This is a genomic window from Paraburkholderia tropica, assembly GCF_014171495.1.
In the GTDB taxonomy this organism is placed as follows: domain Bacteria; phylum Pseudomonadota; class Gammaproteobacteria; order Burkholderiales; family Burkholderiaceae; genus Paraburkholderia; species Paraburkholderia tropica.
The window spans coordinates 2,499,853-2,519,486 of the sequence record NZ_CP049134.1; the positions used below are offsets into that span (position 1 = coordinate 2,499,853).

The following is a 19,634-nucleotide window of genomic DNA, read 5'->3' on the forward strand; positions in this document are numbered from 1 at the left end:
GGACATTGTCCGACACGTTGCGATGCGGCGTTGTCTGTTGGCGGTGCAACCGATGCACCATGAAAAACGGGCACGAGCAGTTCGGGAGCATGACGCGCAACATCGCGTCGCAGCACGCAAGAAAAGCCGGAAAAACCCTGGAAATGCGATCTTTACAACGCGTCCGGCACGGTCTCAAAATATTCTTGACAGCAGAATAAAGAGCCTCAACAATCAAGCTGGCACTTTTTTCAACCGCCTTTAATTTCGAAAAAATGCCGTTGGTGAGCTTGTGAGGAGGGGGCGATTGCATAGCGATCGTTAAGCTTTTCGAACTGCTCGTGGTAGTGACATGAGTTACAGGGGAAGTTGGTATGGCAACCGGTACGGTCAAGTGGTTCAACGACGCGAAGGGTTTCGGATTCATCACGCCGGATGAAGGCGGCGAGGATCTGTTTGCTCACTTTTCGGCCATCCAGATGAATGGCTTCAAGACCCTCAAAGAAGGGCAGAAGGTGAGCTTCGAGGTCGTGCAAGGCCCGAAGGGCAAACAGGCATCGAACATTCAGGCAGCTGCCTGATACGTTCGGTACCCGTACCTTTTGGAAACCCGGCTTCGGCCGGGTTTCCTTTTTTCAGCGCCTGTTTTTGAGCTTTTTTGACACTCTTGCCGACTGGCTCACATGCTGCGCGCTTGTATCTCCATTCGCTTCTTCTTTCGCCTCTTCTTTCGCTTCGTCCTTCATTCGCACTCCGCATGTCATCGTTTCTTAACGATGCGCATGCTATACACCGCGCTCGCTGAACGCGGTCTCGCGCTGCATCGCGGCTCAGATCACGCGCAATGTGCCCATCATGCCGAGGTCCTCGTGTTCGAGGATGTGGCAATGGAACATGCGATCGCCCGCTTCATGCTGCACGGTCGCGATATGCACGATTTCCCCCGGCCTCACGTTGATCGTGTCGCGCCATGCAAGATAAGGCTCGGCGATGCGACGACCGTCGAACTCGCGCGACAACACCTGGAACTGCGTACCGTGCAGATGGAATGGATGATCCATGTCCGTGCCGTTCGCGATCGTCCAGTTTTCGACGTCGCCGCGCCGACTCGTGAGCGTCGCGCGGCCCGGCACGTAAGTCTCGCCGTTGATCATGAATTTCATGCCGAGCGGCATCGCGCGCGTCGACGCACCCGGCTGGTGCATCGCGTGCATGTCCATCGCTTCGCTGAAGCCCACCGACTTCTGCGCACGCGCGGGTCCGAGCGGCGCGATGGCGCGCAATGACGCAGGCAGCGCGGCAGACTTATCGGCGCCCGACGCATCGGCGCGCGACGCATCGGCGCCCGGAGCAAAGCGCACATCGGCGAGCACGACGTTCGGACCCGGCGGCAGGCTGCCGTGCGACATCGCCATTTTGTGACGGTCGTATTGCGTGGCCAGCCAACGCGCCTGCGACGCGCCCTGCCCCGCGCGCACGATCAGTTCGGCGCGCTCGCCCGGCGCGAGCACGAGCGCGGTGAGTCCGTCGCGCGGCGCGGCGAGCAGACCGCCATCGGTGCCGACTTGCGCAAACGCGCGCCCATCGTCGAAAGCGAGTTGCAGATAGCGCGCGCTGCACGCATTCCAGACGCGCCAGCGCTCGTCGCGCACGACCTCGATGCGCGGTTCGCGCGCGCCGTTGACGAGCACGAACTGGCCTTCGCGGCCATTCATCCAGTCCATCATGCTGTTGGGCGCGATGCTCGCATCGGCGGCGAGCTTGAGGTCGGAGACAAACAGATGACGCTCGGGCCACGCGACGAGCGGATCGTCGGCCGCGCGCACGACGATCGGGCCCGCGAGGCCGCGAAACACCTGCTCGGCGGTTTGCATGTGCGGATGCGGGTGATACCAGTAAGTGCCCGCGCTGCCCTTCGGCAAGGTAAAGCGATAGACGTGCTCGCCGCCCGGCGGGATCGGATTCGACGGATTGCCGTCCTGATCGGGCGGCACGGGCAAGCCGTGCCAGTGCATCGTGGTCGGTTGTTCGAGACGGTTGACGACGCGGATCTCGACGCGATCGCCCTCACGCAACGCGATCAGCGGACCGACCACCGGCCCCGACGTGTCGCCTTTGCCCGCCGCTGCGAGGCCGCCGTCGAACTGCCAGAACACGGTGTCGCGCTGACCTTGCACGAGCGCGCGCGCAACCGGTTGCGCGAGCAACGTTGCGCGGAACTCGCCAGGCGTGCGGCTTTCGTTGACGAGCGTGCGCAGGCTCGCGAGCGGCGCGCCGGCAGGCAGCGCATCGACGGGCGCGAGTTCGCTGCCTTGCATCGCGTCGTGCATGCCGGACATCGACGCCATGCCGTTCATTTTGCTCATGTCGTGCATCGGCATGCTGTCGTCGCCAGCGGCGAACGCGCTGCGCGAAAACCAGGCGGCGGCGGCGCTGGCCGCGCCCGACAAAAAATCTCTTCGTTTCATTGCTGCATTCCTCGTGCTCGATGGCGCGGCGCGCCGCATGAGCGGACCGCGCATAGGATCGTGCGCACCGCGCGCGGCGTGTGAGCTGCGCGGGTGCCAGGCGTATAACGCTTGGGGCGAACGTCGATCAGACGATCGGAGGAGGCAGAAGCGGCGCGTGCGTGATGCCCGCGCGCAAGCTCACGGCGACGAGGGGCGGCGCATGCGCGCCTGCGCCCCAGGCTTCGAAGCGCGCGGCGAGCGGCGGCGCGCCGCAGTGAACACCGCAGCCGGCCACGCAGCAACTGGCGTGACAATGCGATGAACCCTGATGCGCCGATGAAGACATGCAGCCCGCATCCGCGGCGTGCAATGCAGCCGACTGCGCGACAGACTGACCAACGTGCTGCGCGGCGTGCGTCATCGGCATGACCGCTGCGTGCTCGCACGCGCTCGCGCCGCGCATCGACAGAAGCGCGAAGGCGAACACGAGAAGGAGACGGCGCAGAAACGGCATCGGAAAAGGTGCGGCCAATGAGCGTGCGGGAACCGCTACATCATAGCGCAAGGCAATAAAAACCCCGGCGAACCGTCGGTGCGCCGGGGTGTCGTTCAGCGCGAGCGCTCAGACAGGACGCTCGCACAGAGCGCCCACAGAGAACGCCCACACCAGGCGCTCATCGATCATTCTGTTGAATTCTGGCGCTACGCCTTTGCTGGCGGCCCTTCGAATTTCAATGATGCGCAATTTCCCTCAGTTTTTCCCTCACTCGCGTTGAGATGCGTTGGTATCCGTAGCGCGCCTCAGACCTGAACAAACCTGAACATTCCGTCAGCAGCGAGAAGCGGCGTCGCTGTTGCTAGCGGCACGGCGGTCGCCCATCCCGCGCATCCTCACCGCTTCATGCCTTCGGCATCGAGTCGCCTGGTCCCGGTTTACCGCAAGGTGCGGTGTGCGGGCGCGTGCTAGGTATACGGCCCGCACAAACCGCCTGTGAGGTGGCATGGAGATGCTGTTTCGTGATTTGTACCTTGGCCCGGCCTCCAACTTCTGCAGCCGATTGCCCGAGGCGGCTTTCATCTTCTGGGGGAGCCTGCATGACGAACCCATTTACCTGAGGCTGCACCCTCAGCGCGAGGTGCGGTTGCTCCAGCATTACGCTACTGGCGAGCGGAGCGATGCGTCCGACGTGAATCAAGCCGACTGGGGTGAGCTTGTCGAGGCCATGCAGGAAGCCCGCGCCGCCTTCCTTTTGATGATGCCGCTGGCGGTGCTGGATCTCAGGGGGCGAGACGGACTGGATTGCGTGCTTGGTCGCTTTCGTCTGTCCGGTGGTGGCGCCGGGGTTCGAGATAGCAGCCCGGCGCAGGCGGTCTATCGGGCCGTGAAGGATGGCGATCTGGTTTTCCTGCCCGGCCCGCAAGCCCTGCGGGATTGCGTTCAGGCTATCCGGAGGCGGTGGGCGAGCGCACAACGTGACGCAGCACCCCGTCAACCCACCATTGCGGAGCAAGCCGAACCGCTCTACGGCAACAGGCCACGTATGCCGAGCGGTCTTGGCGACCCGACTCCGCTCGGCGATGCGCAAGCGTTCGACTACCGGCCCGATTTGCCGGATGGCGATGTCGTAGAGCTAGCGGGCGGCGAGGGCACGCCAGGAAACAATCAGACTCAGAACACGCAGTTCAAAGCCGTCGTAAAGGCATTGGGCTTAAATAAGGATCAGGCCCGGCAACTCCACGACGACATTAGTAAGCAAGGCCTCGGATATCACGAGATGCTGGAGCGGGGTCAAGATTTGTTCGGAGGTGGTGATGACTGATACTAAGGCAGAAATTACGAAGCGGCTTGCTGTGCTTGTCGGGCTTGAGGTGAGCTGGGTCAGCCACGCAGGCGACATGCTTACGATGCAATTCGGCCCGCAAAGGCGGCATACGCTCAGGGGCAGAGAGCGAGAGGATGGGGCTTGGGCGCTCCACGTGCAATGTGACTGGCGGATCGAGCGCGATGGGCGCGCCGCATCATCAAGGGAGGATCTGCGCGGTGCGGATGAAAAGGCACACGACACTGCCACGCGTTTGCACGGAATGCTCGTAGGCCAAGGCCCTATCAAGGTCGAGAAGTTGTCGGCATACGATACGGGCGGCATGGTCATTGTGCTTTCGCGTGGGTATCGTCTGGAGGTGGTGCCGGATGGAATCGAAGATGACGAGGACTGGCGTTTTTTTGCGCCAGGCATCGATGCTGCGCATCTGGTAATCGAGGGCGGCAAGGTTGCCGCCGAGTCGTTCGACTGAGATGCGATCAACCGCGAAGCGTGCGCGCCTTGTCGGACAGCTCGGCACTTTCGTCCAGCGGTACGGCCGCAAAGCACAAAAGCAGGGAGACCCAAACGACCGCCACTATGACAGGAAGGTCGAAAAGACGATGCGGGCGCTGCGCCCGGACGAGCTTTCCGAGCTGCTGTCTGGCGATGGCGACGAGGCCGAGCCGCCAGCGATCGGCGGCACGGTTGAGATTGACGAGTACCGGTAAGGCATGCGTATCGTTGCAGTCACGGTCTCGCCTTTGGCTGCGTCACGCGCACCACTGCAAAGTGCGTAGACCTTTCTAAGTGCGTAGCTATGCCCACATGCGCCGTTGCACCGACTCGCCGTTGATTGCGTAAGTGACGGTCAGGCCGTGTTCATACGTGCGAATGCCAATGCTCGAGGTGCGTTCGCCGCGGTCATTTGTCCACTGCCAGCCATACGAGAGCCCTGGCCGTAGCAGGGCCTCGCGATGCAACCGTCGCGCGTCGAGCGAATGCAGCCCGCTCGTCTTTGCCTTCGTGGCCGGCCGACTCGAGCCATACCTCGTTCCACCACGCATGACGCCTCCGCTGAATACGAAATCATCTGCGCGATTGCGCGCCGTACCAGCGGCTTTCTCAGTTTGTGGCGGACAGTCAGACGGTCGGTGAAGGATGACCTGACTCCAGGTGAAGCAGCCTGAAACAAACAACCCCGATAGACTTTTCATCTATCGGGGTTGTTGATCCGCGACGATATGCCCTGAAATTTGCCTACATATTGTCGATCATCACCTGCCCGAAGCCCGAGCACGACACCTGCGTCGCGCCTTCCATCAGCCGCGCGAAGTCGTACGTCACGCGCTTTTGCTGGATCGACTTTTCCATCGACGCGAGGATCAGATCCGCCGCCTCGAACCAGCCGAGGTGACGCAGCATCATTTCCGCCGAGAGAATTTCCGAGCCCGGATTCACATAGTCCTTGCCCGCGTATTTCGGCGCCGTGCCGTGCGTGGCTTCGAACATCGCCACCGAATCGGACAGATTCGCGCCCGGCGCGATGCCGATACCGCCGACCTGCGCCGCGAGTGCGTCCGAAATGTAGTCGCCGTTCAGGTTCAGCGTGGCGATCACGTCGTATTCGGCGGGACGCAGCAGGATCTGTTGCAGGAAGGCGTCGGCGATCACGTCCTTGATGACGATGTCGCCGCCCGTCTTCGGATTCTTGATCTTCATCCACGGGCCGCCGTCGATCAGTTCCGCCGCGAATTCCTTCTGCGCGAGCGCGTAACCGTAGTCGCGGAACGCGCCCTCGGTGAACTTCATGATGTTGCCCTTGTGCACGAGCGTCACCGAGCGGCGATCGTTGTCGATCGCGTACTGGATGGCCTTGCGCACGAGGCGCTCCGTGCCCTCGCGCGACACCGGCTTCACGCCAAGGCCCGAGCTGTCCGGGAAACGGATCTTCGAGACGCCCATCTCGTCGCGCAGGAACCGGATCAGCTTCTTCGCGCCTTCGGATTCGGCGGGCCATTCGATGCCCGCGTAGATGTCTTCCGAGTTCTCGCGGAAGATCACCATGTTGACCTTCTCCGGCGCGCGCACCGGCGACGGCACGCCCTTGAAATACTGCACCGGACGCAGACACACATAGAGGTCGAGCTGCTGGCGCAGCGCCACGTTCAGCGAGCGGATGCCGCCGCCCACCGGCGTCGTCAGCGGGCCCTTGATCGACACGACGTAGTCCTTCACCACGTCGAGCGTTTCCTCGGGCAGCCACACGTCGGGGCCGTACACGCGCGTGGCCTTCTCGCCCGCGTAGATTTCCATCCATTGAATCTTGCGCTGGCCGCCGTACGCCTTCTCCACCGCCGCGTCGACTACCTTCAGCATGACCGGCGTGATGTCGACGCCCGTGCCGTCGCCCTCGATGTACGGAATGATCGGCTGGTTGGAGACGTTGAGCGAGAAATCCGGATTGACGGTGATCTTCTCACCTTCCGCCGGGACCTTGATGTGCTGATACGGCATGATCAACTCCAGTAGGGGGATCGGTCTGGCGACCGCGAACAGGATCGAAAGCGCAGAATCGGTGAAATCATGACCGGCGGCTTCGCGCAATCGATGCGGCATGATGACGGCTCACGCTCGCGGCGCAGGGGTCTGGCCGTTATTCTAGCCCACGCTCCGAACGCCCGTGCCGCGCGCTACACCGGCCTTTTCCGGCGCCGGCGATGTTGCGGCGCAGCGGCGTTCGTTGGCGCGATGCATCCTTGTCTTATGTCTTATATAAGACTGAGCACAGAGCGGCGCAGCGTTTTGCTTTAAGATCTCGGCGCTTCTTTGCTTCATTTTTTTCGGCTTCCATCGACATGCGTTTGATCGCCCTCAATAAACCGTTCGGCACGATCTGCCAGTTCTCGCCGCACGAAACACGCGAGTCGCTGTCCGACTGGGTCAAGACGCCGAACGTCTATCCTGCGGGCCGTCTCGACGCCGACAGCGAAGGTCTGCTGCTGCTCACCGACGACGGCGCATTGCAGGCGCGCATCGCGGAACCGCGGCGCAAGCTCGTGAAACGCTATTGGGCGCAAGTGGAAGGCGCGCCCGGCGACGACGCGCTGGCCGCGCTCGAACGCGGCGTCGATCTCGGCGACTTCGTGACACAGCCGTGTCGCGCGAAAAAAATCGCCGACAGCGACGCCGATCTGTTGTGGGCGCGCACACCGCCCATCCGCTATCGCGCCGCGATTCCCACGACCTGGATCGAACTCGCGATCAGCGAAGGCAAGAATCGCCAGGTAAGGCGCATGACGGCGAAAGTGGGCTTTCCAACGCTGCGGCTCGTGCGCGTGGCGATCGGCTCGCTCGATATTTTTTCGCTCGGCATCGCGCCTGGCGAGAGTGTGGATGTGGCCACCGACGCGCCATGGCGTCGTTCGACGCCGCAGCGGAAGTGACCTGAAACAAGGCCAAAACGCGCACAAGTGGCTGTTGCGCAAGCACTTTTCCGTTTTGCTTCTGTTCTGCGCCCGCGCGACCGCCACGCCGCTTCTTTCATTTACAGCACGGCAGCGAGAAAACGCGAAGGAAATGAAAACTTCGCGTCAACCGCCTCGCAAGACCATGCGTTAAACCACGCAGATGCCGCCGAAGCTATCCGGCATTCAGCCTTCCAGGCTCGTGCAGCAATGCATGGTCCTGACCGCTGGCAGACGCGAATCGCGAATTTGTTCTGAATTTGCCGATCGAGACTGTCAACCGAAAGGTGGATGGCACGTTTACCGACCTGATCCCATTACCGGGTCACTTGGTTAATTAACTCAAGCTGAGGATTCACAAAATGAACAAACTGATCGCTGCTCTGGTCGCTGGCCTCTTCGCATCGGCTGCATTCGCACAAGCTTCGGCTCCGGAAGCTGCTTCGGCTGCTCCGGCAGCTGCTGCTTCGTCGGCACACAAGGCTTCGCACAAGAAGTCGCACAAGAAGTCGCACAAGAAGGCAGCAGCTAAGGCAGAAGCCGCTTCGGCAGCTTCGGAGTAAGCTAGCTGTAAGACGCATCGGAGAACGGCCCAACGTGCCGATCTTCACCGCGTTTGAAGGGCAGAGTGTCGCAAGGCGCTCTGCCTTTTTCTTTGCGCGCTCGCTTTACGCCGCACGTCGCGAGGCGGGTTTTTGACCCACGCTGACGTACTCGCGTAACATGCGCGAACTATTCTCAAGCAAGGAGCTGACTCGTGCGATTTTCCCTGCGCCCGCTGATCGCGCGTTGCGCGCTCGCCGCTGCATTGCCGCTCGCCGCCGCCGCGGCCTTCACGTTGTCCACGGCCGCGACCAGCACCGTCGCGCATGCCCAGCAGATGCCGGCCGGCGCGAAACAGCCCGGCGAATTTCCGCGCGTGAAGCTCACGGCGGGCATGTTCGTCATCGACGCCGCCGTGGCCGCAAACGATGCTGATCGCGAGCAAGGTCTCATGTATCGCACGACGCTCGCGCCCAACGAAGGCATGCTGTTCGTGTTCGGCGAGAACGCCGTGCACTGCTTCTGGATGAAGAACACGCTGATCCCGCTGTCGATCGCCTTCATGCGCGCCGACGGCACGATCACCGACATCGACGAGATGGACGCCGAAACGACCAACAACCACTGCCCGCGCAACAACGGCGTGTATGCGCTCGAAATGAGCAAGGGCTTCTTCTCGTCGAAGGGCATCAAGCCCGGCATGAAGATCCAGGGTCTGCCGCAGCCGTGATGCGCGGCGCGTAAGCGTCGTCCCCGGACCCCGAAACCGGCCCCGCCTCGCGCGCGGCCGGTTTTTTTGCGCCCGTTTTTTTTCGCGCGCTTGCTGGCTTTGACGCGGCTCATGCGCACCGCGCCGCCACCGCACCGAGCCCGCCCGCGCGCCGCGCCGCCGTGCTCCGGCGCTGTTTCTGCAAAAGCGGCGAGCAAGCGCTATCCTATTAATCCACCGCGCGGCACGGCTGCCGGCGTCCGGCTCGCCGGAACGCCCGCCCTGCCCGCGAATCGCCGGATAGCGCGCTGCCCGCGCCGCGCGCCGTCCGGCACTTTCCATGGCGCGTCATTCCTAGGAGATCACCGTGCCTCGCAAGACTCCCATCGAGCGCTATCGCAATATCGGCATTAGCGCTCACATCGATGCCGGCAAAACCACCACGACCGAACGCATCCTTTTCTACACCGGGGTGAATCACAAGCTCGGTGAAGTGCACGACGGCGCGGCGACCATGGACTGGATGGAGCAGGAACAGGAGCGCGGCATCACGATCACCTCGGCCGCGACCACTGCATTCTGGAAAGGCATGGCCGGCAATTATCCCGAGCACCGCATCAACATCATCGACACGCCGGGACACGTGGACTTCACGATCGAAGTCGAGCGCTCGATGCGCGTGCTCGACGGCGCGTGCATGGTGTACGACTCGGTCGGCGGCGTGCAGCCGCAGTCCGAAACCGTGTGGCGCCAGGCGAACAAGTACAAGGTGCCGCGCATTGCGTTCGTCAACAAGATGGACCGTGTCGGCGCGGACTTTTTCCGCGTGCAGCGGCAGATCGGCGAGCGCCTGAAGGGCGTGGCGGTGCCGATCCAGATTCCGGTCGGCGCGGAAGATCACTTCCAGGGCGTGGTCGATCTCGTGAAGATGAAGGCGATCGTCTGGGACGACGAGAGCCAGGGCGTGAAGTTCGAATACGCCGAGATCCCCGCGAATCTCCTCGAAACCGCGCAGGAATGGCGCGAAAAGATGGTCGAGGCCGCCGCCGAAGCCGACGAAGCGCTGCTCGAAAAATACCTCGACGATCACGAGAGCCTGACCGAAGAGGAAATCAAGGGCGCGCTGCGCAAGCGCACGATCGCCAACGAGATCGTGCCGATGCTGTGCGGCAGCGCGTTCAAGAACAAGGGCGTGCAGGCGATGCTCGACGCCGTGATCGACTATCTGCCCTCGCCCGTCGACGTGCCCGCGATTCTCGGCCACGACCTGCACGACAAGGAAATCGAGCGTCATCCGAGCGATGAGGAGCCGTTCTCCGCGCTCGCCTTCAAGATCATGACCGATCCGTTCGTCGGCCAGCTGATCTTCTTCCGCGTCTACTCGGGCGTGGTGGAATCGGGCGACACGGTGCTCAACGCGATCAAGGAAAAGCGCGAGCGTCTCGGCCGCATCCTGCAGATGCACGCGAACGAGCGCAAGGAAATCAAGGAAGTGCGCGCGGGCGACATCGCCGCCGCCGTCGGCCTGAAGGAAGCGACGACCGGCGACACGCTGTGCGATCCCGCGAATCCGATCGTGCTCGAACGCATGATTTTCCCGGAGCCGGTGATCTCGCAGGCCGTCGAGCCGAAGACCAAGGCCGACCAGGAAAAGATGGGCATCGCGCTCAACCGGCTCGCGCAGGAAGATCCGTCGTTCCGCGTGCAGACCGACGAGGAATCCGGCCAGACCATCATCTCGGGCATGGGCGAGCTGCACCTCGAAATTCTCGTCGACCGCATGCGCCGCGAGTTCGGCGTGGAAGCGACCGTCGGCAAGCCGCAGGTCGCGTATCGCGAGACCGTGAAAAACAAGGTCGAAGATGTCGAAGGCAAGTTCGTCAAGCAGTCGGGCGGGCGCGGCCAGTACGGCCACGCGGTCATCACGCTCGAACCGCAGGCGCCGGGCAAGGGCTACGAATTCGTCGACGCGATCAAGGGCGGCGTGATTCCGCGCGAATTCATTCCGGCCGTCGACAAGGGCATTCAGGAAACGCTCAAGGCGGGCGTGCTCGCGGGCTATCCGGTCGTCGACACGAAGGTCACGCTCACGTTCGGCTCCTACCACGACGTGGACTCGAACGAAAACGCCTTCCGCATGGCCGGTTCGATGGCCTTCAAGGAAGCGATGCGCAAGGCCAAGCCGATCCTGCTCGAACCGATGATGGCGGTGGAAGTGGAAACGCCCGAGGATTTCATGGGCAACGTGATGGGCGATCTGTCGAGCCGGCGCGGCATCGTGCAGGGCATGGAGGACATCGCGGGCGGCGGCGGCAAGATCGTGCGCGCCGAGGTGCCGCTCTCCGAAATGTTCGGCTACTCGACTTCGCTGCGCTCGCTCACGCAGGGCCGCGCCACCTACACGATGGAGTTCAAGCACTACTCGGAAACGCCGCAGAACGTGGCCGAAGCGGTGATCAACGCCAAGAAGTCGTAAGCGCCGGCCTGCATCGCCAGGCGGCATGAAACGCAAGCCCGTCCCGCAAAGGACGGGCTTTTTTCATGCGCGTGCGCGAAGTGAAAAACGCTTGCGCCGGATGCGTGCCCGGCGCATTTTTGTCCATGCCACAATGGGACGGCGAGAGCCACGCACGAACGAGGAGACACGACGATGAGCCACGATCACGACCATCCGCACGATCATTCGCACGACGACCCGCACGACCACGATCATCACGACGCTCCCGTCGACTGGCGCGAACACGGCGTGAAGGTGATCCGCGGCGATCAGCTCGACGCGAACACCGCGCAGACGCCCGGCATGAACCGCGCGGCCGCCATCAACGCGGCGCGCGTGGGCGCACAGAAAATCTGGGCGGGCACGGTGACGATCCATCCGAACGCGAAGACCGGCGCGCATCATCATGGCGCGCTCGAAAGCGTGATCTACGTGGTGCGCGGCCACGCGCGCATGCGCTGGGGCGAGCATCTGGAGTTCACCGCCGAAGCCGGTCCCGGCGACTTCATCTTCGTGCCGCCCTACGTGCCGCATCAGGAAATCAACGCGAGCACCGACGATCCGCTCGAATGCGTGCTCGTGCGCAGCGACAATGAAGCCGTGGTCGTGAATCTCGACATCGACGCGGTCGAACAACCGGAAGCCGTTTATTGGGTCGATCCGATCCATCGGAATCCTCACGATCATTAAACACCACCGCTCAGCCCAGATCATTCACGCATGACATCCGCCGCCTCGTCCGTCCACGCGAAAACACTGCGCCCGCGCCTGATCGTTCTCTACGCCGCGCTGATCGGCGCGAATCTCGCCGCCTGGGCCTGGGCGCTGATCGCGTTCCGCCACTATCCGCTGCTGCTCGGCACCGCGCTTCTCGCCTACGGTTTCGGCCTGCGCCACGCGGTGGACGCCGACCACATCGCCGCCATCGACGCCGTCACGCGCAAGCTCATGCAGCGCGGCCAGCGGCCCATCGGCGTGGGCCTCGCGTTCTCGCTCGGACACTCGACCATCGTGATCGCGGCGACGGTCGGCATCGCGCTCACGGCGCTCACGCTGCATGGCCGCTTCGAGCGCTTTCACGAGATCGGCTCGACCATCGGCACGCTGGTGTCGTCGGGATTTCTGCTGGTGCTCGCGGGCGTGAATCTCGTGATCCTGCGCGACGTGTGGCACCGTTATCGGCGCGCGCAGCAGGGCGAGGACGCCGCCGCGCTTGCCGCGCAGGCGCCCGCGCCCGCCGGTCTGTTCTCGCGCGCGCTGCGCCCGCTTTTTGCGCTCGTCACGAAAAGCTGGCACATGTATCCGGTCGGCGTGCTGTTCGGGCTCGGCTTCGACACGGCCACCGAAATCGGCCTGCTCGCCATCGCCGCCGCCGAAGCCGGCAAGGGCCTGCCGATGTACTCGATCCTCGTGTTCCCCGCGCTTTTCACGGCGGGCATGACGCTCGTCGATTCCACCGACAACGTGCTGATGGTCCACGCCTACGGCTGGGCCATGGACGATCCGAAACGCAAGCTCTACTACAACGCGAGCATCACCTTCGTCTCCGCGCTGGTGGCGATCGTGATCGGCGGCGTGGAAGCGCTCGGCCTGATCGCCGACAAGTTCGGCGCGAGCGGCGGCCTCTGGAACCTGGTCGCGGGTCTGAACGATCGCTTCGGCGAACTCGGCTACGCGATCGTCGCGCTGTTCATCGCCTGCTGGATCGGCTCGGTGCTGTTTCATCGCTGGCGACGGCCGGCCGCGGCGCGCTGAGCGCTGCGATCGCAAAGATTGCGGCGATTGCGGCGAACGCTGCAATCGCTTCGATATCCCCCCAACGCGCGCCAACGCCCTGCACGACGCCGCGATCTCGCGCAACCCCGCTGAACCCTGGCATCGTCCGCATCGCCATCAAAGGCCCGAAAACGCGTAAACTGGACCGAATCTGCTTCGTCGTCTGCCGTACCGCATGCCGCCGTCGCGTTGGCCGCTTCCGCTAACGCGCCCATTCACGGAATCGCACGGAAATCCGCACCGATGAAACGTCGTCCGCCGTCCCGCCTGTTCGCTTCATCAGATTTATCCGCTTCGTCCCTCGCGTCCGCCTTCGACTCGCTGCGCCCTCACGCCGACGCGCCCGGCAATCACGCCCTCGACGAATTCCAGTCCGGCCGCCTCACGCGCCGCGAACTGCTGCGCCATCTGAGCCTGCTCGGTCTCTCGGGGCTCGCCGTCACGGCGGGCGGTCTGCTCGCGCCGCGCGACGCCCATGCACAAAGCGCACAAGGTGCACAAGCCGCGAAGCCCGCCACGCCCGGCAACCAGACCATCCGCGTCGCGCACCTGATGCCCGCGGGCGCGGTCGATCCGCTTACCGTGACCGATGCAGGCGCGCTGTGCCTGCTGAACCAGACCGGCGAATTCCTCGCCAACGACGACGCCGAAGGCCGCCTGCAACCCGCCCTCGCGCTCTCGTGGCAGGCCAACGAGAAAGCCGACGTCTGGACCTTCAAGCTGCGCCCGAACGTGAAATTCCACGACGGCCAGCCATTCGGCGCGAAGGACGTGGTGGCCACCTTCGACCGGCTCGCCGATCCCGCAAGCGGCTCGGCGGCGCTGTCGGTGCTCAAGGGCGTACTCTCGAAGGGCGGCACGAAGCTCGTCGACGAGCACACCGTCGCGTTCCACCTCGACGCGCCGAACGGCAATTTCCCGTACTACGTCTCATCGGATAACTACAACGCCGTGCTGCTGCCCGCGAATTACGCGGGCAATTACGAAAAGAGCTTTATCGGCACCGGGCCGTTCAAGCTCGAAAAATACGAAACGCGACGCGGCGCGAGCTTCGTGCGCAACCCCGACTACTGGGGCGACAAGGCCCTGCCCGCGCGTGTGGCCTTCGCCTTCTACGCCGACGAACAGGCGCAGATCCTCGCGCTGCAAGGCCGTCAGGCCGACGTGATGGGCACCTTCACCGTGCAGGGCGGCATCGGCATCCTGAACAACCCCGACTTCAAGGTGATCGGCGTGCGTTCGAGCGCGCATCGCCAGATCCACATGCGCAACGACGTGCCCGCGTTCAGGGACAAACGCGTGCGCCAGGCGCTCGCCCTCTCGCTCGATCGCGACGTGATGGTGCGCGGGCTCTTCAAGGGCCGCGCCGTGGTGGGCAACGACAGCCCGTTCGCGCCGGTCTTCCCGTCGACGGGCACGAGCGTGCCGCAGCGCAAGCCCGATCTCGCGAAGGCACGCCAGTTGCTCGCGCAGGCGGGCGTGGGCAACGGGTTCGACATCACGCTCACGACCGAGAAGTACATGGAGATTCCCGACCTCGCCGTGGTCGTGCAGAACGCGGCGAAGGCGATCGGCGTGCGCATCGCGCTCAAGGTGGAAAGCCAGTCGCAGTATTACGGCGCGGGCACCTACGGCAAATCGGACTGGCTCGACGCGCCGATGGGCATCACCGACTACGGCCATCGCGGCGTGCCGAACGTGTTCCTCAACGCGCCGCTGACGAGCGGCGGCACGTGGAATGCGGCGCACTTCCGCAACGCGCAGTACGACAAGCTGGTCGCGCAGTTCGCCGCCACGCTCGACGTGGCCGCGCAAAAGCAGGTCGCCGCGCAGATCCAGACGCTCCTGCTCGACGAAACGCCGGTGATCATTCCGTACTTCTACGATCAGCTGATCGCGCAGCGCACCGCGCTGTCGGGCGTCCACTTCACGGCGCTCGCGCAGCTCTACTTCGACCGCGCGGTGCTGGCGGGCTGAAGCCGCTCGCGTTGCATCGAGTCGCTTCGTGTTGTTCTTCGTGTCGCTTCAAGTCGCGCCAGCCTCAAGATCAGGAGTCCGATGGCCACACCGCTGACGAGACCGCCCCGCATCGATCCGGACGCCGCGAACGCAGCAAACACCGCGCTTGCGCACGCGGCGCGCTCGACGAACGCGCTGCGCTTTCTCGCGACGCGCGCGGCGTGGGCGCTGTTCACGCTCTGGCTGCTGTCCGTGCTGGTGTTCGCGGGCGGCCAGTTGCTGCCCGGCGACATCGGCCGCGCCGTGCTCGGCCCGCTCGCCGACGCGCGCGCCGTCGCCGCGCTCAATCACGAACTCGGCGCCGACCGCCCGCTGCTCCAGCAATACGGCGCATGGATCGGCCATGCGCTGCGCGGCGACTTCGGCACCTCGTGGACCTACAGGCAAGCCGTCGCGCCCTTCGTCGGCGACGCGCTGCTGCAATCGGCGAAACTCGGCCTGCTCGCGTTCTTCGTGGTGGTGCCGCTCGGCATCGGCGGCGGCGTGTGGGCCGCGCTCAACGGCGGACGCTGGCTCGACCGCCTGATCAGCACGCTCGGCCTGTGCGCGAGCGCGGTGCCCGAATTCGTGTCGTCGATCGTGCTGATCCTGATCTTCGGCGTGTGGCTGCGCTGGCTGCCGATCGAAGCCGTCGCGCCGCCCGACTCGGGCGTGCTGCAGACGCTGCGCCATCTCGTGCTGCCGGTGCTGCCGCTCGTGCTCGTGTTCTTCGGCTACCTCGCGCGGATCGCGCGCGCGGGCATGCTCGACGCGCTCGACGCCGACTACACCCGCACCGCGATCCTCAAGGGCTTGCCGCGTCACACCGTGATCGTGCGCCACGTGCTGCGCAACGCGCTGCTGCCGAGCGTGACGGTGGCGGCCACGCAGCTCGGCTATCTGATCGGCGGACTCGTGGTGGTGGAGTCGCTGTTCCGCTATCCGGGCATCGGCTCGCTGATCTACAACGCCGCGAAAGCGAAGGACTTTCCGCTGCTCGAAGCGGGCGTCCTCGCGGTCGGCCTCGTCTATACGCTCGCGAATCTGCTCGCCGACGGTTTGCACGTGCTGCTCGATCCGCGTCTGCGCGCGAAGGGAGGCGCATGAATCGCCCGGCCTCCGACACCCTCGACGCGAACGCGCGCGAGCAAACACCGCCGGCGTCTTCGCGCGCCGCCGCCGTCGTACGTCTGCTGCTGCGCTCGCCCGCGTTCGTGATCGGCGCGCTGATCCTGCTTGCGTGGATCGTCTGCGCGCTCGCGGGCCAGTGGTTCGCGCCCTACGACGCCTACGCGTCCGACCCGCTCAGCTCGCTGATGCCGCCCGATCACGCGCACTGGTGCGGCACCGATCAACTGGGCCGCGATATCTGCTCGCGCGTGATCGTGGGCGCGCGCGACATCCTCACCATCGCGCCGCTCGCCACGCTCACCGGCACGCTCGCGGGCGCGGCGCTCGGGCTCGTCACCGGCTACTTCGAAGGCTGGATCGGCACGCTGGTCTCGCGCGCGCTCGACGCCGTGCTCGCGCTGCCGCTCGTGATCGTCGCGCTGCTCGTGCTCGCGGCCGTGGGTGCGTCCAATCTCGCGGTCGTGCTGGTGATCGGCGTGACCTTCGCGCCGCTGATCGCGCGCACCGTGCGCGCCGCCGTGCTCGCCGAGCGCCATCTCGACTACGTGGCGGCCGCCCGTTTGCGCGGCGACCGCGCGCCCTTCGTGATGTTCGCGGAGATCCTGCCGAACGTCTGGCCGCCGATCGTCGTGGAAGCGACCGTGCGGCTCGGCTATGCGATCTTCGCGGTGGCGACGCTGTCGTTTCTCGGCTTCGGCATCCAGCCGCCGTCGGCCGACTGGGGGCTCGCGCTCGCCGAATCCTACGCGCTGCTCGCAGGCGGCGCGTGGTGGACCGTGGCGTTCGACGCCGCCGCGATCGGCTCGCTGGTGGTCGCCGTGAACCTGATCGCGGACAGCCTGCGCGAGGTGCTCGAATCGTGAACCGGCCGGTTTATCCTCCCAATGCGCCGCTACATACGCCGCTAAATGCGCAGTCAAATGCGCCACCCGCACCCGCTCCCGCGCGCGCAGCCGGCGCCGCACGCGGCCCCGCACTCGCCACGTTCACCGCGCCGCGCGCGGACGACGCGCTCGCGCTCGTCGGCCTCACCGTCGCGTACCGCGTGCGCGGCAAGGACCGCGACGTGCTCACCGACGTCTCGCTGCGCATCAAGCGCGGCGAAGCCTATGGCCTCGTCGGCGAATCGGGCTGCGGCAAGTCGACGGTCGCGCTCGCGGCGCTGCGCTATCTCGCGCACAACGGCCGCGTGAAGGCAGGACGCATCGCTATCGCCGGCGAGGACGTGCTCACGCTCGACCGCGAAGGTCTGCGCGCGTTGCGCGCGCACAAGGTGTCGATGGTCTATCAGGATCCGGCGAGCGCGCTCAATCCGTCGCTGACCATCGCGCGCCAGTTGAGCGAAGCCTTCGAGGCCGCCGACGATGACATCGACCGCGCTGAGGCGCTCGCGCGCTCGCGCGCCATGCTCGAACGCGTGCGCATCGCCGACCCGGCGCGCGTGATGGCGAGCTGGCCGCATCAGCTCTCGGGCGGCATGCAGCAGCGCGTGGTGATCGCGATGGCGCTCGCCTCGAATCCGTCGCTGCTGATTCTCGACGAACCCACCACGGGCCTCGACGCCACCGTCGAAGCCGAGGTGCTCGCGCTGGTCGCGCAACTGCGCGCGGAACTCGGCATGGCCGTGCTGCTGATCAGCCACGATCTGGGCGTGATCGGGCGCATGTGCGAGCGCGTGGGCGTGCTTTACGCCGGGCGTCTCGTCGAAGAAGGCGCGACGCGCGACGTGTTCGAGCACGCGCGCCATCCGTACACGGTCGGGCTGCTACGCTGCCTGCCCGCGCCGGGGCGCACCAAGCGGCACGGCGCGCTCGACACGATCGCGGGCGAGCTGCCCGCGCCGGGCACGGTCGCGCGCGGCTGCGTGTACGCGCCGCGCTGCCGCCTCGCCGATGCGCGCTGCCACGATCAGGCGCCGCCGCCGCATCGCGTGCAGGCCGCGCACGGCGAGCAGATGTCGCGCTGCCACTATCACGAGCGCGCGAACGAACTGCCCGAAGGCGACCCGGCGAATGCGGCAAGTGCGGAGGAAGCGGCGATCGTTGAAGAAGCCTCCGCAACGATGCCGGCGCAACCGCCTGAGATCGCGCCGATCATTGCTCAGACAAACGATCCATCGGAAGAAAGCCCTGAAAAACCGGCGCGCGAGGCCGAAGTCGTGCTGCGCGCAAGCGGCATCTCGCGCACGTTCGGCCGTGGCGCAGGCGCGCTGCGCGTGCTTGACGACGTCTCGCTCGAACTGCGCGCAGGCGAAACGCTCGGGCTCGTCGGCGAGTCGGGCAGCGGCAAGTCCACGCTCGCGAAGCTGCTGCTCGGACTGCACGCGCCCGATCCCGGCGGCACGATCGAACTCGACGGCGCGCCGCTCGCGTCCGACGTCGCGCGACGCGATGCAAGTCAGCGGCGCGCGCTGCGCGTCGTGTTCCAGCATCCCGACGCCTCGCTGAACCGCGCGCTGCCGGTGCGCACGCTGGTCGGCCGGGCGCTCGCGCGCGCCGGGTCGCATGAGTCGCATGAGTCGCATGCGACCACGCAGGACGCCGCCGACGCGCGTATCGACACGCTGCTCGAAGCCGTGCGCGTGCCGCTGCGCTATCTCGCCGCCCGCGCGCGCCAGCTGTCGGGCGGCCTCAAACAGCGCGTGGCGATCGCGCAGGCCTTCGCGGGCGAGCCGCGCGTGGTGATCTGCGACGAACCCACCTCCGCGCTCGACGTCTCCGTGCAGGCCGCGATCCTCAACCTGCTCGCACGGCTGCAACGCGAACGCGGCGTGAGCTATCTGTTCATCTCGCACGATCTCGGCGTGGTGCGCTATCTCGCCGACCGCGTGATGGTGCTCTACGCGGGACGCGTGCTCGAAAGCGGCCCGGCCTCGGCCGTGTTCGACGGCCCGCGCCATCCGTACACGGAAACGCTGCTCGACGCGGCCGGCGGCACGCAGGGCGCCCGCCACGTAGACGAGGACAACGCCGATAAGGTTGCGCGCGAATCGACCGTCACGCAGAGCGGTGGCCACGGCTGCCTGTTCAGCGCGCGTTGCCCGCGCAAGATCGGCGCGATCTGCGACGAGGCGGCCCCGCCCTTCGACGATATCGGCGAAGGCCATCGCATCCGCTGCCACATTCCCGCCGATCAGCTTCGCGATCTGCAACGCGTCGGCGCGCCGGAGCCAGGCCAGGCCTGATCGCCGCAGCCCGCCCGCCGCACGAGATCGTTGCGCCGCCCACGGTCCGATCCATGCCGCGGACTGCCGCTTCCCTGCCCTTTCGCGTTTGATACGCA

The 19,634-nt window shown here is 65.3% G+C and carries 18 protein-coding genes; 16 read left to right on the top strand and 2 right to left on the bottom strand.

The features are described 5' to 3' along the window. Nucleotides 1–353: 353 nt before the first annotated feature. A complete protein-coding gene (cspD, locus tag G5S35_RS11265; RefSeq protein WP_017776809.1) occupies nt 354–560 on the top strand; it encodes a cold shock domain-containing protein CspD in 207 nt (68 codons plus the stop codon). A 249-nt stretch (nt 561–809) separates the two neighbouring features. Here cspD and G5S35_RS11270 read toward each other — a convergent pair whose 3' ends face one another. Beyond that, nucleotides 810–2,345, bottom strand: coding sequence for a multicopper oxidase family protein (locus tag G5S35_RS11270; protein ID WP_237181284.1), 1,536 nt, complete (start codon nt 2,343–2,345; stop codon nt 810–812). Here G5S35_RS11270 and G5S35_RS39415 point away from each other — a divergent pair. The 4 genes from G5S35_RS39415 (at nt 2,308) to G5S35_RS11290 (ending at nt 4,962) form a co-directional block, all read left to right on the top strand. Continuing rightward, nucleotides 2,308–2,751 carry a hypothetical protein gene (locus G5S35_RS39415; protein ID WP_237181285.1) on the top strand — a complete coding sequence of 148 codons (444 nt, stop codon included), beginning with the start codon at nt 2,308–2,310 and terminating at the stop codon, nt 2,749–2,751. The two genes, G5S35_RS11270 and G5S35_RS39415, sit on opposite strands and share 38 nt — an antisense overlap. 679 nt (nt 2,752–3,430) lie before the next feature. Continuing rightward, the gene (locus G5S35_RS11280) at nt 3,431–4,249 is read left to right on the top strand and encodes a hypothetical protein (protein ID WP_183038305.1); all 819 of its coding nucleotides are present in this window, start codon (nt 3,431–3,433) and stop codon (nt 4,247–4,249) included. Continuing rightward, on the top strand, nt 4,242–4,724 hold the full coding sequence (locus tag G5S35_RS11285; protein WP_074984025.1) for a hypothetical protein: 483 nt from the start codon (nt 4,242–4,244) through the stop codon (nt 4,722–4,724). Before G5S35_RS11280 ends, G5S35_RS11285 begins: the two co-directional genes overlap by 8 nt. 1 nt (nt 4,725) lies before the next feature. Further along, nucleotides 4,726–4,962 carry a hypothetical protein gene (locus G5S35_RS11290; RefSeq protein ID WP_183038306.1) on the top strand — a complete coding sequence of 79 codons (237 nt, stop codon included), beginning with the start codon at nt 4,726–4,728 and terminating at the stop codon, nt 4,960–4,962. Between the two features lie 529 nt (nt 4,963–5,491). Here the strand turns inward: G5S35_RS11290 and icd are convergent. Then, nucleotides 5,492–6,748, bottom strand: coding sequence for an NADP-dependent isocitrate dehydrogenase (icd, locus tag G5S35_RS11295; RefSeq protein WP_065065245.1), 1,257 nt, complete (start codon nt 6,746–6,748; stop codon nt 5,492–5,494). Between the two features lie 341 nt (nt 6,749–7,089). Between icd and G5S35_RS11300 the strand changes: the two genes are divergently transcribed. From G5S35_RS11300 to G5S35_RS11350, 11 genes are all read left to right on the top strand, one after another. Next, nucleotides 7,090–7,677 (top strand): pseudouridine synthase, encoded by a 588-nt coding sequence (locus tag G5S35_RS11300; protein WP_065065201.1) that lies wholly within the window; start codon nt 7,090–7,092, stop codon nt 7,675–7,677. A gap of 27 nt (nt 7,678–7,704) precedes the next feature. After that, nucleotides 7,705–7,956 carry a hypothetical protein gene (locus G5S35_RS11305; protein WP_124260754.1) on the top strand — a complete coding sequence of 84 codons (252 nt, stop codon included), beginning with the start codon at nt 7,705–7,707 and terminating at the stop codon, nt 7,954–7,956. A 104-nt stretch (nt 7,957–8,060) separates the two neighbouring features. Next, nucleotides 8,061–8,261 (top strand): hypothetical protein, encoded by a 201-nt coding sequence (locus G5S35_RS11310; protein WP_027817526.1) that lies wholly within the window; start codon nt 8,061–8,063, stop codon nt 8,259–8,261. A 194-nt stretch (nt 8,262–8,455) separates the two neighbouring features. Beyond that, the gene (locus tag G5S35_RS11315) at nt 8,456–8,971 is read left to right on the top strand and encodes a DUF192 domain-containing protein (RefSeq protein ID WP_065065202.1); all 516 of its coding nucleotides are present in this window, start codon (nt 8,456–8,458) and stop codon (nt 8,969–8,971) included. 346 nt (nt 8,972–9,317) lie between these two features. Next, complete coding sequence (fusA, locus tag G5S35_RS11320; protein ID WP_065065203.1) at nt 9,318–11,426, top strand: elongation factor G; 2,109 nt, start codon at nt 9,318–9,320, stop codon at nt 11,424–11,426. Between the two features lie 174 nt (nt 11,427–11,600). Beyond that, on the top strand, nt 11,601–12,137 hold the full coding sequence (locus tag G5S35_RS11325; protein WP_065065204.1) for a cupin domain-containing protein: 537 nt from the start codon (nt 11,601–11,603) through the stop codon (nt 12,135–12,137). 30 nt (nt 12,138–12,167) lie between these two features. Further along, nucleotides 12,168–13,202 (top strand): HoxN/HupN/NixA family nickel/cobalt transporter, encoded by a 1,035-nt coding sequence (locus G5S35_RS11330; RefSeq protein WP_183038307.1) that lies wholly within the window; start codon nt 12,168–12,170, stop codon nt 13,200–13,202. A 264-nt stretch (nt 13,203–13,466) separates the two neighbouring features. Beyond that, nucleotides 13,467–15,200, top strand: a complete 1,734-nt coding sequence (locus G5S35_RS11335; protein WP_176080754.1) for an ABC transporter substrate-binding protein — start codon at nt 13,467–13,469, stop codon at nt 15,198–15,200. 81 nt (nt 15,201–15,281) lie between these two features. After that, nucleotides 15,282–16,328, top strand: coding sequence for an ABC transporter permease (locus G5S35_RS11340; protein ID WP_065065207.1), 1,047 nt, complete (start codon nt 15,282–15,284; stop codon nt 16,326–16,328). Continuing rightward, nucleotides 16,325–17,215, top strand: a complete 891-nt coding sequence (locus G5S35_RS11345) for an ABC transporter permease (RefSeq protein WP_065065208.1) — start codon at nt 16,325–16,327, stop codon at nt 17,213–17,215. The genes G5S35_RS11340 and G5S35_RS11345 overlap by 4 nt, the downstream gene beginning before the upstream one ends. Continuing rightward, a complete protein-coding gene (locus tag G5S35_RS11350) occupies nt 17,212–19,536 on the top strand; it encodes a dipeptide ABC transporter ATP-binding protein (protein WP_183038308.1) in 2,325 nt (774 codons plus the stop codon). Before G5S35_RS11345 ends, G5S35_RS11350 begins: the two co-directional genes overlap by 4 nt. The last annotated feature ends 98 nt before the right edge of the window (nt 19,537–19,634 follow it).